The 13876-nt window shown below is 59.4% G+C and carries 15 protein-coding genes; 11 read left to right on the top strand and 4 right to left on the bottom strand.

The features are described 5' to 3' along the window. The first annotated feature begins 94 nt into the window (after window positions 1-94). Genes MKI83_RS09560 through MKI83_RS09550 form a run of 3 tightly spaced genes read left to right on the top strand, consistent with a single transcriptional unit; the run spans window position 95 to window position 2977 of the window. Entirely contained in the window at window positions 95-1216 is a 1122-nt protein-coding gene (locus tag MKI83_RS09560; protein ID WP_241585184.1) for a Re/Si-specific NAD(P)(+) transhydrogenase subunit alpha, read from the top strand. Between the two features lie 12 nt (window positions 1217-1228). Then, on the top strand, window positions 1229-1540 hold the full coding sequence (locus MKI83_RS09555) for an NAD(P) transhydrogenase subunit alpha part 2 (RefSeq protein WP_272493038.1): 312 nt from the start codon (window positions 1229-1231) through the stop codon (window positions 1538-1540). Next, window positions 1541-2977 carry an NAD(P)(+) transhydrogenase (Re/Si-specific) subunit beta gene (locus MKI83_RS09550; protein WP_241585182.1) on the top strand — a complete coding sequence of 479 codons (1437 nt, stop codon included), beginning with the start codon at window positions 1541-1543 and terminating at the stop codon, window positions 2975-2977. It begins immediately after the preceding gene. 256 nt (window positions 2978-3233) lie between these two features. On the opposite strand, the gene yihA is transcribed toward MKI83_RS09550, so the two are convergent. Further along, window positions 3234-3875, bottom strand: a complete 642-nt coding sequence (gene yihA, locus MKI83_RS09545; protein ID WP_241585181.1) for a ribosome biogenesis GTP-binding protein YihA/YsxC — start codon at window positions 3873-3875, stop codon at window positions 3234-3236. 183 nt (window positions 3876-4058) lie between these two features. Here yihA and MKI83_RS09540 point away from each other — a divergent pair, with 183 nt between their 5' ends. The 7 genes from MKI83_RS09540 to MKI83_RS09510 all read left to right on the top strand — a co-directional run bounded on the left by MKI83_RS09540 (window position 4059) and on the right by MKI83_RS09510 (window position 10003). Further along, complete coding sequence (locus MKI83_RS09540) at window positions 4059-4364, top strand: c-type cytochrome (protein WP_241585180.1); 306 nt, start codon at window positions 4059-4061, stop codon at window positions 4362-4364. Between the two features lie 52 nt (window positions 4365-4416). Then, the gene (locus MKI83_RS09535; RefSeq protein WP_241585179.1) at window positions 4417-5025 is read left to right on the top strand and encodes a c-type cytochrome; all 609 of its coding nucleotides are present in this window, start codon (window positions 4417-4419) and stop codon (window positions 5023-5025) included. Between the two features lie 161 nt (window positions 5026-5186). After that, complete coding sequence (locus MKI83_RS09530; protein ID WP_241585178.1) at window positions 5187-5807, top strand: thiol:disulfide interchange protein DsbA/DsbL; 621 nt, start codon at window positions 5187-5189, stop codon at window positions 5805-5807. A 2-nt stretch (window positions 5808-5809) separates the two neighbouring features. Continuing rightward, the gene (locus MKI83_RS09525; protein ID WP_241585177.1) at window positions 5810-6652 is read left to right on the top strand and encodes an endonuclease/exonuclease/phosphatase family protein; all 843 of its coding nucleotides are present in this window, start codon (window positions 5810-5812) and stop codon (window positions 6650-6652) included. Between the two features lie 79 nt (window positions 6653-6731). Continuing rightward, window positions 6732-8513 (top strand): GGDEF domain-containing protein, encoded by a 1782-nt coding sequence (locus tag MKI83_RS09520; protein ID WP_241585175.1) that lies wholly within the window; start codon window positions 6732-6734, stop codon window positions 8511-8513. A 109-nt stretch (window positions 8514-8622) separates the two neighbouring features. Beyond that, window positions 8623-9216: a MarC family protein gene (locus MKI83_RS09515; RefSeq protein ID WP_241585174.1), complete on the top strand. Its 594-nt coding sequence runs from the start codon at window positions 8623-8625 to the stop codon at window positions 9214-9216. A 1-nt stretch (window position 9217) separates the two neighbouring features. After that, window positions 9218-10003 carry an N-acetylmuramoyl-L-alanine amidase gene (locus MKI83_RS09510; RefSeq protein WP_241585173.1) on the top strand — a complete coding sequence of 262 codons (786 nt, stop codon included), beginning with the start codon at window positions 9218-9220 and terminating at the stop codon, window positions 10001-10003. A 4-nt stretch (window positions 10004-10007) separates the two neighbouring features. On the opposite strand, the gene MKI83_RS09505 is transcribed toward MKI83_RS09510, so the two are convergent. Further along, window positions 10008-10664, bottom strand: coding sequence for a DUF3313 domain-containing protein (locus MKI83_RS09505; protein WP_241585172.1), 657 nt, complete (start codon window positions 10662-10664; stop codon window positions 10008-10010). Between the two features lie 97 nt (window positions 10665-10761). Between MKI83_RS09505 and MKI83_RS09500 the strand changes: the two genes are divergently transcribed. Next, on the top strand, window positions 10762-11991 hold the full coding sequence (locus MKI83_RS09500) for a spore maturation protein (RefSeq protein ID WP_241585171.1): 1230 nt from the start codon (window positions 10762-10764) through the stop codon (window positions 11989-11991). A gap of 15 nt (window positions 11992-12006) precedes the next feature. Here MKI83_RS09500 and MKI83_RS09495 read toward each other — a convergent pair whose 3' ends face one another. After that, window positions 12007-12951 (bottom strand): L-threonylcarbamoyladenylate synthase, encoded by a 945-nt coding sequence (locus MKI83_RS09495; RefSeq protein WP_241585170.1) that lies wholly within the window; start codon window positions 12949-12951, stop codon window positions 12007-12009. After that, on the bottom strand, window positions 12951-13838 hold the full coding sequence (locus tag MKI83_RS09490) for a lysophospholipid acyltransferase (protein ID WP_241585169.1): 888 nt from the start codon (window positions 13836-13838) through the stop codon (window positions 12951-12953). The genes MKI83_RS09495 and MKI83_RS09490 overlap by 1 nt, the downstream gene beginning before the upstream one ends. Window positions 13839-13876: the final 38 nt, after the last annotated feature.

The following is a 13876-nucleotide window of genomic DNA, read 5'->3' as shown; positions in this document are numbered from 1 at the left end:
CTTGCTGAACTTTGTAGTGCGGGAATAACCGACACACCTGCGGCGATCGCAGAATCGCCCAGACTCACTTCCAAACTATTGCGGGGAAGTTGCTGTGCACATTGGTGTTCCTCTAGAAACGCATGCTGGTGAAACGCGGGTTGCCGCCACACCAGAAACCATCAAAAAACTGATTGCCCAAGGCCATACCGTTACCGTGCAAACCGGTGCCGGCGTGAGCGCGAGCATTATCGACAGCGCGTATGAAGCCGTTGGCGCGAGCATTGGCAGCGATGCCGCCGCGCTGGGTGCCGATATCGTGCTGAAGGTGTTGGCGCCGACCGAAAGCGAGCTGGCGCACATGAAAAAAGGCGGCGTGCTGATCGGCATGCTCAACCCTTTCGATGACGCCAACATTGCCCGCATGGCAGCGCAAGGCATCACCGCGTTCGCGATGGAAGCCGCCCCGCGCACCTCGCGCGCGCAGAGCCTCGACGTACTGTCGTCGCAAGCCAACATTGCCGGCTACAAAGCCGTGATGCTGGCTGCCAACCACTACCCGCGCTTTATGCCCATGCTGATGACCGCCGCCGGTACCGTTAAGGCCGCCCGCGTGCTGATCTTGGGTGCTGGTGTCGCCGGCCTGCAAGCCATCGCCACCGCCAAGCGTTTAGGCGCTGTGGTAGAAGCCTCAGACGTGCGTCCGGCGGTGAAAGAGCAGATCGAATCGCTCGGCGCCAAGTTTGTCGATGTGCCGTTTGAAACCGACGAAGAGCGCGAGTGCGCTGAAGGCGTGGGCGGCTATGCGCGTCCGATGCCGGCGTCGTGGATGGAACGTCAAGCCAAGGCCGTGCACGAGCGCGCCAAGCAAGCTGACATCGTCATCACCACCGCGCTGATCCCCGGCCGTAAAGCCCCGGTACTGCTGCAAGAAGCCACCGTGGCTGACATGAAGCCCGGCTCCGTGATCATCGACATCGCCTCATCGCAAGGCGGCAACTGCCCGCTGACCGAAGTCGACAAGGTTGTGATCAAGCATGGCGTGACCCTTGTTGGTCACAGCAACTTGGCCGCCTTGGTCGGTGCCGACGCCTCGGCCCTGTACGCCCGTAACCTGCTGGATTTCATGAAGCTGGTGATCAACGGCGAAGGCCAATTCCACCTCAATCTCGACGACGACATCGTTGCCGCGTGCCTGATGTGCCGCGACGGCGAAGCCGTACGTAAGAACGCTTAAAGGAGCTGGATGATGGAAATCTCTGACGGCATCTACAACCTGATCATCTTCGTGCTGGCCATCTATGTCGGCTACCACGTGGTGTGGAACGTAACCCCCGCGCTGCACACGCCGCTGATGGCCGTGACCAACGCCATTTCTGCGATCGTGATCGTCGGCGCCATGTTGGCCGCCGCGCTGACCGAAACCTTCCTCGGCAAGAGCATGGGCTTTTTGGCCGTCGCACTGGCCGCGGTCAATGTGTTTGGTGGCTTCTTGGTCACCCGCCGCATGCTGGAAATGTTCAAGAAGAAAGCGCCCAAAGCCAAAGCGGAGGGCAAATAAATGAGCATGAACCTGATTACCCTGCTGTATCTGGTGGCCTCGATCTGTTTCATTCAGGCACTTAAAGGCCTGTCGCACCCAACCTCGTCACGCCAAGGCAACACCTACGGCATGATCGGCATGGGCCTCGCGGTGATCACCACCGTGGCGCTGATCGTTAAACTCAATGCCGAAGTCGCTGCCGGCGGCTTGGTCTTCGTCGTCGTGGCCCTGCTGATCGGCGGAAGCGCCGGCACGCTGATGGCCAAGCGCGTTGAAATGACCAAGATGCCCGAACTGGTCGCCTTCATGCACAGCATGATCGGCTTGGCGGCGGTGTTCATCGCCATCGCGGCGGTGGTTGAGCCGCAGTCGCTGGGGATTGTCGCCGCGCTGGGCGATGCCATTCCGGTCGGCAACCGTCTGGAGCTGTTCTTGGGTGCCGCCATTGGTGCGATCACCTTCTCCGGCTCAGTGATTGCCTTCGGCAAGCTGTCGGGCAAGTACAAGTTCCGCCTGTTCCAAGGTGCGCCCGTCCAGTTCAAGGGCCAACACCTGCTCAATCTGTTGGTGGGCTTGGCCATTGTGGCCTTGGGCCTGACGTACATGTTCAGCGGTAACCTGAGCGCGTTCGCGGTCATGCTGGTGCTGGCGTTCATCATCGGCGTACTCATCATCATCCCCATCGGCGGCGCCGATATGCCGGTGGTAGTGTCGATGCTCAACAGCTACTCGGGCTGGGCAGCGGCCGGTATCGGTTTCTCGCTGAACAACTCCATGCTGATCGTGGCAGGTTCCCTGGTCGGTTCTTCCGGCGCGATTCTGTCCTACATCATGTGTAAGGCGATGAACCGCTCGTTCTTCAACGTGATCTTGGGCGGCTTCGGTGCCGACGCCGACGCGGGCGGCCCAGCCGGTGCGCAAGGCGAACGCAACGTGAAATCCGGCTCGTCTGACGACGCGGCTTTCTTGCTGACCAATGCCGACACCGTGATCATCGTCCCCGGCTACGGCTTGGCGGTGGCTCGTGCCCAGCACGCGCTGATGGAGCTGACCGAAAAGCTGACCCACCAAGGCGTCACTGTGAAGTTCGCCATCCACCCAGTCGCCGGTCGTATGCCCGGCCACATGAACGTACTGCTGGCCGAAGCCGAAGTGCCGTACGACATGGTGTTTGAGATGGAAGACATCAACTCCGAGTTCGGCCAAGCCGACGTGGTGCTGGTGTTGGGCGCTAACGACGTGGTCAACCCTGCGGCGAAGACCGATCCGAAGTCACCGATTGCCGGCATGCCGATTCTGGATGCTTACAAAGCCAAGACCGTGATCGTCAACAAGCGCTCGATGGCCAGCGGTTACGCCGGTCTCGACAACGAGCTGTTCTACATGGACAAGACCATGATGGTCTTCGGCGACGCGAAGAAAGTCATCGAAGACATGGTCAAAGCCGTGGAATAAGCCCACGCCTCTGGCAGCAAAAAGCCCGTCCTGAGTGACGGGCTTTTTTATTCGCTTTGGCTCTAACCTTAAGAACAAATAATTATGGAGAAAAATGAAACTTTCCTGCACAAGGCCAGTCTGATCTTACGAGTGGGCCGCAAACTCACTCGCTCCTTCGATGTTTTGTGTGTTGGCAGAAAATCCAAACGGTTTGTTTGGTACGACTAAACCCTGAGCTCCCCCTCCCCGAGGCTCAGGGTTTTTTTTGTCTGCATTATTCCTCGCCGGCCTCGTCGCCGGCGGTCAACTCTAGCCAGCCACTCATGACGGCCAACGCCTCTTCCACGCCAATGCGTTTAGGCGACGAAAATAGCTGAGCGCTGGCGGTGTGCGGCCAGCGGTTGTGCAGTTCGCGCTGCACCTTTAATAAGGTGTTTTTCGCCGCGCCAAAGGTCAGCTTATCCATCTTGGTCAGCAACACATGGATCGGCAGCTGACTGGCTTCGGCCCAGTCCAGCATCATGGTGTCGAAATCGGTGAGCGGGTGGCGCACATCCATCATCAACATCACCCCAGCCAAGCAATGGCGCTGCTGCAAATAGGCTTCAAGGTGCTGCTGCCAGTGTTCTTTCAGCGCAATCGGTACTTTGGCGAAGCCGTAACCGGGCAAGTCCACCAGGCGACGCTGCTCATCCAAGCTAAAAAAGTTAAGCAACTGGGTGCGCCCGGGCGTTTTTGAGGTACGCGCCAACCGCGCGTGCGTCAGGGTGTTCATGGCGCTGGACTTACCCGCATTAGAGCGACCGGCGAACGCCACTTCATAGCCCTCATCCGGCGGACATTGCTGCACCTTAGCGGCACTCTTTAAAAAAGTGGCCTGCTGGCACAAACCAAGAATCGGGTTTTTACTGGACATACTGGGGCTCTCTCTGCGGCCTAGACACGTAAAGGGCCCGCCGCTTCGTTTAAGTTTCTAAGGCGGCAGTATATAATGCCCCGGTTTTTTGTGTGCTTAGTCCCTTACGGTCACTAATCATTGCGCTGACACAAGATCCCCGTTGAGAGGGTCACTGTTGGCAACCTGCATGAGGCATTTTTCATGAAGAAGCTACTTATCGCTCTGAGCATGGCCACCTTCGCCAGCGCTTTTGTTGCGCCGGTCAGCGCCGCCCAAGACCCAGAAGCCGTGTTCACACGCGCCTGCGGTGCTTGTCACAATGGCCAGCTGCCCACCGCACCGAAAAAAGGCGATACCGCCGTATGGCAACAGCGTATTGAGGAAAAAGGCATGGAAACCCTCGTGCAGCACGTCACTAATGGCTTCAACGCCATGCCGCCGCGCGGTCTGTGTATGGACTGCAGCGCCGAAGACTATCAAGCTGTGATCGAGTGGATGGCCAAGTAAGCCTGCCACCGTCACTGACACCCACTACCCCCATTGCCGAATGGATGAGCTGATGAACAAAGTACTTGCGACCCTGCTTCTGGGCCTTGGCCTGACTGGTGCGGCCCACGCTGCTGGTGATGCCACTGCCGGCCAAGCCAAAGCTGCTGTATGTGGCGCTTGCCACGGTGCCGACGGCAACAGCGCTGCACCTAACTTCCCTAAATTGGCAGGCCAAGGTGAGCGCTATCTGATCAAGCAGATGCAAGACGTCAAAGAAGGCCGCCGCGCGATCGTGGAAATGACGGGCCTTTTAGACAACCTGAGCGAGCAAGACTTTGCCGATATCGCAGCCTATTTTGCTAGCCAAAACGGCAGCATCGGCGCAGCTGACCCGGCCTTGGTTAAGCGCGGTGAAGAAATCTTCCGTGGCGGCAACCTTGAAACCGGCCTGCCCGCTTGCACCGGCTGCCATGCACCGAACGGTGTCGGTAACGCCCCGGCTGGCTTCCCCAAGCTGAACGGCCAACATGCCGCTTACACTGCTAAGCAGCTGACCGATTTCCGCGAAGGCGACCGCAACAATGATGCAGGCGATGCCGGTATCATGCGCACTATCGCCGCCAAGCTGTCGAACAAAGACATCGCCGCGGTATCCAGCTACATCCAAGGCCTGCACTAAGCAGCAACGGATCGCTGGTCAAAAGGGCGGCTTCGGCTGCCCTTTTTTGTGGCTGAATTTACGTTACCCTGAACCAGACGCGTTTAAACCTGTCTATGCATCATCGCCCGCGCTATTAAGCGGCGCGTTGCATTTTGCCCAAGCCCACTAAGGAGCTATTCATGAAGAAGCTGATGGCCGCTGCCGCCCTGACTGCCATGGCGCTGTTCAACCCCGCCATGGCCGCCGACGCCGGCAAGCACTATCAGGAGCTGCGCGCCCCCGTGCCAGTGTCTGAGCCCAGCAAAATTGAAGTGGTCGAACTGTTCTGGTTTGGCTGCCCGCACTGCTATGACCTTGAAGACACCATTGAGCCTTGGGTTGAGCAGCTGCCCGAAGACGTCAACTTTGTTCGCATCCCCGCCATGTTCGGCGGCGCATGGAACACCCACGGCCAGCTGTACTTGGCACTCGAAGCCATGGGCAACGCAAAAGAAATGACCCCCGTGGTGTTCAAGGCCTACCACCAAGACGGCAACAAGCTCGCCGATGTTGAGGCCATGGCCGACCTGTTGGCCGCTAACGGCGTTGATCGTGCCGAGTTCATTAAGACCTACAACTCGTTCGCGGTGAAATCCAAAGTCGAGAAAATCAAAAAACTCGGCATGGCCTACGGCGCCACGGGCGTACCCAGCGTGATTGTGAACGGCAAATACCGCCTTGACGTTGGCTCAGCCGGTGGCAAGCAAGAGTTGCTGCAAGTGACCGACGAGCTGATCGCCAAAGAGCGCGCTGCACAGTAAGCATGCTCACAGCCCTACGCCGCCCGCGTGCCCCTGCGCCGGGCGAGCTAAAAAGCAACCAACTGTGCAATCGCAGCCTCGGCTTAAGTGAGCCGGGGCTGCTGCGTTTACTTAGCTTTAACATTCAGGTCGGCATCAATACTGGGCAGTACCGCCACTACCTCACCCGTGGTTGGCAGCATGTATTACCCAACAGCCATCGCGCACAAAACCTGTGGCGCATTGGTCGCGTGCTGCAAGACTACGACTTGGTCGCCCTGCAAGAGGTCGACGGTGGCAGCCTGCGCTCGGGCTACATCAACCAAGTTGAGCACTTGGCCCAAGTCGGCGAGTTTCCTCTTTGGTATCAACAGCTTAACCGCAACTTAGGACGCATTGCCCAGCACGGCAACGGCCTCCTGACGCGCATCCAGCCCTGCTCGGTTGAAGACCACCCCTTGCCCGGTCTGCTGCCTGGGCGCGGGGCCATTGCCCTGCGTTTTGGGCCCGCCGAGAACGGTTTGGTCGTGATCATGCTGCACCTCGCGCTTGGCGCGCGTGGGCGCAATAACCAGCTTGGCTACGTGCGCGAGCTGATCGGCGATTATCGCCACGTGGTGCTGATGGGCGACATGAACACCCACGCGGATGAATTAATCCACCACAGTGCGCTGGCAGACATTCAACTGACCGCCCCCAGCGAAACCGCGACCTTTCCCAGTTGGCGGCCACAACGCTGCATTGACCACATTCTGCACAGCGCCAGCCTTGATGTGATCTCGGTACGGGTGCTCGATTTACCCATTTCCGACCACCTGCCAGTGGCGGTTGAGCTGCGCCTGCCAAGCGACAGCCCTCTGCAATAATTCACGCACTGGCCACCCAATTGGCCAACAAGCCGCAATGCAGCGCCTATACTTTGCCCAGCGTTTGATGAGGCGAACCATGGCCAGCAACGACACCCAACACTGGAAAGAAAAATACCTCGCCCTTGCCGAGGAGCAAGAGCAGCGCGATAAGTCTTGGCAAGCACGCCTAGACCTGCTGCGGCGCGGTCTGGTGCGCACCAGCATGGCCGCCGAAGGCTCCGACCCGGTGGTCGATCAAGTCATGGGCGAACTGCGCAGCCAACTGCGCCAGCCCGACAGCGATCAAAGCATGGACGCGCTGATTCCGCGCTTAGAAAAAATCGTCCTGCAATCCGAAGACCAACGCGAAGAGCGCCTCAAACAACTGGGCAAAGGCCTGCGCCAACTGAGCGAGCAACTGCAAGAGCTGCCCCTGCCTAAGCCGATGGTCAAAAGCCTTAAGCAACTGGCCAAACAGGCCGAACAGCGCGCACGCCACTTAAAAGAGCTGCCCTTGCTGGTCGATGAACTGAGCCGCCTGCAAAACCAAGTGGTTAACCAGATTCAAAGCGCCGAAGAGGAGCGCCCCGGCTTTTGGAAGCGGCTGCTGAAAAACAAACAAAGTGCTGACGACAGCGCCGACACCGATCCGCCCGTCGCAGCCCCTACGGACGCGGCCACGCTCGACACCACGAACAACACCCCGCCGCCTGTCACCAGCCAACCTGCAGCGACGCCGGTTATCGCCCAACAACCCGTCAAGGCGGGCCAAGGCCATCCAAACTACGCCATCGCCGAAGCCCCCGAGCCGGGTTACAGTGCCATTGCCGAGCATATCGAAGGCACCCTTAACAGCCTGCTTGCCGCCTTAGAAGTACCGGACAGCCACCACACGCAGCGCGATGCGCTCAAACAGCGCGTGGATGGCGGCCTGAATTGGTACGAGCTCGCCGCCGTACTGGATGAGCTAAAAGCCCTCATCTTGGCCACCCTTAATCAAGGTGAGCACGAGTTCCAGCGCTACCTAGGCGCGCTCAACGAGCGCCTCGCCAGCTTCCAAGACAACCTCAAGGACGCTCACACCGGCTACCAAGAGTCGCTCGCCAGCGCTCACGAGTTGGACGGCGAATTGCGCACACAGGTGGACGGCTTACAGACCAGCGTTAAGCAAGCTACCGACCTCGACAGCTTAAAGCGCACCGTGGAAAGCCGCCTCGATGGCTTGCTCAGCACCATGGACACCTACCAACACGCGCGCGATCAGCGTGAGAAGCAAGTCGCGCAAAAGCTGCAAACCTTGGTGGAAAAAGTCGGCAACATGGAAGACGAAGCGAAAAACTTCCGTGCCCACCTCGAAGAACAAAAGCAAAAAGCCCTCAAAGACGCACTCACCGGCCTGCCCAATCGTGCCGCGTGGGATGAGCGCATCGCGCTGGAAAGTGCGCGCTGGCAGCGTTACGGCGGGGACTTATTACTGGCGGTGATCGACGTCGACTTCTTCAAAAGGATTAACGACAGCTATGGCCACTTAGCCGGCGACAAAGTGCTGCGCATCATCGCGCAAGAGATTGCCAAGCGCCTGCGCAAAACGGACTTCGTGGCCCGTTACGGCGGTGAGGAGTTTGTCGTGCTGTTGCCTGCTACCGAGCTTGAGGCCGGCTTCCAAGTGCTCGACACCTTGCGCAGCGGCATCGAAGCCTGCCCGTTCCACTTTAAGGGCGAGCCGCTGACCATCACGGTGTCAGTGGGCATCAGTGCCTTTAGCGGCAAAGACAGCGCCAGCCAAGTATTTGAACGCGCCGACCAAGCGCTGTACGCCGCGAAAAATGGCGGACGCAACCAAGTTCAGCGTGGATTAGTCGAGCAACAAAAAGCCTAAAGCGCCGCGCGCGTGGCCCAGATAAGCCGGGATTTATCCATTCCTGCCGCTTGGCTGCATTTATCCCGCGCCCAGCTTTGTTAGCATCACGCGCTTTGCGGAGCTTTCTATGGAAATCGTCAGCATTGCCGTATTGATCTTTTTGGTCATCGACCCCTTCGGCAACATCGCTATTTTCCTCTCGGCCCTTGGCGGCGTAGCCCCTGAGCGGCGTTGGCGGGTGATTTTGCGCGAACTGTTGTTCGCCCTGACCTTATTGCTGCTGTTTTTAACCTTTGGCGAGCACATCTTGTCGGCGCTGGGTTTATCCCGTGAGGCCATCTCGATTGCTGGCGGCATCATTCTGTTTGTGGTCGCCATGCGCCTGATTTTCCCCAGTAAAGAAGGCATTTTTGGCGACAGCCCCGACGGCGAGCCTATGCTCGTGCCGCTGGCGACGCCGGCGGTGGCAGGCCCCTCCGCGCTGGCGATTTTGATGACCTTACGCAACACCCACGAAGGCCCCGTGTGGGAGCTCTACGCCGGCCTCGGCTTGGCGTGGTTTGCCTGTGCGGTGATTTTGATGCAAGCGGTAACCTTGCATAAATTGCTCGGCCCGCGCGGCCTAACCGCCTGCGAGCGCTTGATGGGCATGCTGTTGATCATGCTCAGCGTCGACATGCTGCTCGACAGTTTTAAATCCGTGCTGCACCTGCAAGGCTGATATGCGCGTACTCGGCTTAACCCTGCTGCTGTTACTGGTTGGCTGCCAAGGCACGCCGCACCACCCTACGCGCAGCGTGCAAGCCAGCAGCCAAGACAGCCGCGTGCAGTATGTGGTGCTGCACTACACCTCCAGCAACCTTGCCGAATCACTGGCCACGCTGAGTCGCGGCCAAGTCAGCAGCCACTACCTCATCAGCGAATCGGGGCACGTGTGGCAACTGGTGGATGAGCACGCACGCGCCTGGCACGCCGGCGACAGCCAGTGGCAAGGGCGCACCTACCTCAACGCGCACAGCATTGGCATCGAACTGGTGAATGAGGGCTATATCGACGAGGCCGACGGCACGCGCCGTTGGTTTGCCTACCCTGATGCGCAAATTCGGGCTTTGGAAGCGCTCCTGGCGGACATCCTCCAGCGCCATCAACTCGGCCCCGAGCGTGTGCTGGGTCACAGCGACATTGCCCCCGGACGCAAAGTAGATCCCGGGCCATTGTTCCCTTGGGCGCGCCTAGCCGCCGCAGGACTAGCACAAACGCTGGACGACAGTGCGGTCGCTCGGGCGAGTCAGCAGCTCGGGCAATCACTGCCGGACAGCCAATGGTTTAGCCTGCGCTTACAATGCTTGGGCTATTTAGCCCCGTGGTACCGCTTAACCGACGATAGTCAGGAGCAGCACCTGCGCAAAGCCTTACGCGCGTTTCAGCTGCGCTACCGAGCCAGTGATTTTGAGGGGGAGAAGGATCTGGCCAGCGCCGCATTGCTGCAAGCGCTGACCAGTGACTAGCCGGTTATTGCAAGGCTAGACGAGCGTCTTTGGCGACTTGATCGATCACGCCCTTGACGTCATTCAAGGTCAGCTGGGTGCTGTCATTTTTAAGGTTTTCACCAAAGGCTTTGCGCACAGCGCGCACTAAAGGCTTGCTGCTCCCGCCATCCAGCACTTCGGCTTCAAAGAACAACGCCACTTGCTGGTCGCGATTACCGGTAGCACTCATCGCCGCCGCCGCCACCAGCGCCACCGGCACCACTTCGTACGGCTGTAACTCTTCGGCAGAAGTTTGCACCGCCGTTAAAGCGCCGCGCAGCACTAGGGTGTCATTGGTTGCCTGCTGCACAATAGGACGCACCTTCGCCAGTTCTTCCGTTAGGCGCTGCTGGGTGTAACTGCAGATTTGTTCCAACGCTTGGTCAGATACCTGGTCGCTAGGTGCGGGTTTCGGGTGGAAGCACACCGGCTCAATCAGGATGCTGGCGTAGTTATTGACATCAAAGCCATCGGCCTTCCAACGCATTACCGGCGCGCCGGAGGGCGTCTCTTGCTTTTGCAGCTGCGAGTAATCGCCCAAAAAACCAGAATACTGCTCAGGTGCCGTCGTCTTACTGGCACACCCCGCCAAAGCCAGCGACAAGCTAGCTACCAACACCCCTATGCTTTTGTGCATCATGCAATGATCCCTTACTGATTATTTGCTGAAGTTTGTAGTGCCTGAGCCTAGCGCAAGTTACCCGCACCACCACCTGATTAAGCCCTAAGGATAAGACATGCTTAACACCCTCTGGCTCGGCTTTTTTTGGCTAGCCGCCTTAGCCGCACTGTGGCGCTGGTTGATCCAAGGCGATGCCAGTGTGTTCAGCGCCTTGGTCGATAGCCTTTTTAGCATGGCTAAGGTGTCAGTGGAGTTAATGATGCTGCTGTTTGGCACCTTAACCTTGTGGCTGGGCTTTTTGGCGATTGCTGAGCGCGCCGGCTTGATCGACTTATTAGCGCGCCTTCTTGGCCCCCTGTTCAAGCGCTTGATGCCCGAAGTGCCGCCGGGCCACCCGGCACTGGGTTTGATCACCCTGAACTTTGCCGCCAACGGCTTAGGGTTAGATAACGCCGCGACCCCGATCGGTTTACGGGCTATGAAAGAGCTGCAAACCCTCAACCCCAAACCGGACACCGCCAGCAACGCGCAGATCTTATTTCTGGTGCTCAACAGCTCCTCGCTAACGCTATTGCCGGTCTCGATTTTCATGTACCGCCTACAGCAAGGCGCGCCGGAGCCGGCATTGGTGTTTTTACCCATCTTGCTCGCCACCACCGCCTCCAGCGTGGCCGGCCTACTGGCGGTGGCTATCGTGCAGCGTTTGAAGCTGTGGGACCCCGTAGTACTGGCCTATCTCGGTGGCGGCGCGCTGTTGCTGTCGAGCTTTATGGCGCTACTGGCCGGCTTATCGGTGACCGCGCTAAGCGAGCTGTCCAGCCTGATGGGCAACTTAACCTTGTTCGGCTTGATCATGCTGTTCGTCACCGTTGGCGCGCTGCGCAAAGTACCGGTGTACGAAACCTTTGTGGATGGCGCTAAACAGGGCTTCAACGTCGCCCGCGACTTGTTGCCGTACCTGATTGCCATGCTCTGCGCGATTGGCGTACTGCGCGCCAGCGGCGTGCTGGATGGGCTACTCAGCGTGATTCGCTACGGCGTTGAACTGCTCGGCTGGGACAACCGTTTTGTCGATGCCCTACCCACGGCCTTAATGAAGCCTTTTTCCGGCAGCGGCGCACGCGCCATGCTGATCGAAACCATGCAAACCCACGGCGTCGATAGCTTTCCCGCACTGCTGGCCGCCACCGTACAAGGCAGTACTGAAACCACGTTTTATGTGTTGGCGGTGTACTTTGGCGCGGTGGGCATCCAGCGCGCTCGGCATGCGGTGGGCTGCGCGCTGGTGGCTGACGCCGCCGGCATCGCGGCGGCCATTGCGGTGTGTTACGCGTTCTTTGCTTGAGTGCGGCCGGCCGCGTTAGGCCGACTGAGAGGCCCGACTAAGCCGGTCATGCACGGCCGTCCACGCTTCGCTGCGCGGCGGCAACTCGATATAAATGCGCTCAAGGCCTGCGTTATCAAGCGCATACAGCGCGGCGTATAAACCACGCGCATAGGCAATCGGCTCATTCCCTAAGGCGTGTACGGTACCGGCGATATCGTCACGCGGGCGCAACAACAGCCAGCCACAGCGCGGATCAGCCTGGGCGGCGACTGGCACATTGGCCACGCTAAACGCAGGGGTGTTCGGCGCGTAATGTTTCACGTGCTGCCCCGGCACACGCACACTGCCGGCGGCGCCACGGGCCAGCGGCTGGCCTAACACGTGCTCGATGGCGGCGGGGTCTAGCGTGCCGGAACGCAGCAAGCGCGGGGTGTCGTCGAGCAGGCTGACAATCGTTGACTCCAGCCCCACCTGACAGGCGCCGCCGTCCACAATCAATAAATCCGCATCGGCAAACTGCTGCGCTACGTGGGCGGCACAGGTCGGGCTGATCGACATATAACGATTAGCCGACGGCGCCACCAGCGCCCCAGCAAACGCAGCCAATACTGCCTGCGCGCTCGGATGCGCGGGGGCGCGCAAGGCCACGCTGGCCTGACCGGCGGTAATCACCGGCGACACGCTGTCTTTGGCGGGCAGCACTAAGGTCAGCGGCCCCGGCCAAAACGCCGCGATCAGTTTTTCCGCGGCTTCCGGCACGCTGGCCGCCCAGTCATCGACCTGTTCGCGCCCGGTCACATGCACAATCAACGGGTTGCTCGCCGGCCGTCCTTTTAACGCAAACACCTGTGCCACCGCCGCGGGGTTGCGCGCATCCGCCGCTAGGCCGTAGACGGTTTCGGTAGGCAGGCCCAGCAATTCACCGGCGCGCAAACGCGCGACAGCACAGGCAATATCGGTGGTGATTTGCGGCATCATCAATACAGCTTCGGCATACCTGCTGGGCGTTTTTTGAAGCGTTTCATGCTCCACATGTACTGCGCCGGATAACGCTGCACCGCGTGCTCAATCGCCTGACTCAGCGCGGCCACGGCGGTGGGCACATCGTCACTGAACAGCGCCTCTGGCGCCGGCTCGAAGACCACTTTAAAGCCTGAGCCATCTTCCAAGCGGAAGGCGTGCAAGACCAAGGCATTGGCTTTACCGCCGACCACCAAACTCGGCACAAACTTGCTGGTCAGCGTCGGCACACCGAAGAAGGGCACAAACTCGCCACTGGAGACCGACGGCTCAGGGTCGGCCGCGATGCCGGCGATGCCACCGTCACGCAAGCCTTTAACCAATTTAAGAATGCCTTCACGGGTGGAGGGCACTAACGGGTTGCCCTGTTGCGAGCGGCGTTCGGTGATCAGTTGGTTCACCACGGCGAGCTTGGACGGGCGGTACAAGATGATGGTTTTGCACTGCGAGGCGGCGTATTGATTGAGCACCTCCCAATTACCGAGGTGACTGGTGATGAGCACCAGCGGTTTGCCGCTGGCCAGTGCTTGCTTGAGCAACTCATGATTTTCTACTTGGCGCACCAGCTTGAGGGTACGCTCGGCAGGCCACATCCACGCACTGGCGGCCTCCATGATGGTGTGGCCGATGTGCTTAAGACTGCGCCGCGCAAGGTCTTCGCGCTCGGCTTCGGGCATCTCGGGGAAGCACGCTTTGAGGTTAATCCGCACCACCTCGCGCGAGCGGTTTGGCACGCGCCACATCAGCCCACCCACCAAACCACCCAGCGCTTTAATCACCGGCCACGGCAGCAAGGCAAACAGTTTAAGTAACGCCACAATCACGGCGCCTTTGAATGCTTCCACGCGCAAGTCTCGTTATGTCTGCAAAAGTGCGGCGATTG

Source organism: Atopomonas sediminilitoris, from assembly GCF_022601735.1.
Classification (GTDB): Bacteria; Pseudomonadota; Gammaproteobacteria; order Pseudomonadales; family Pseudomonadaceae; genus Atopomonas; species Atopomonas sediminilitoris.
The sequence above is the reverse complement of the archived record's forward strand: the minus strand, read 5'-3'. Positions and strand labels throughout refer to the sequence as shown.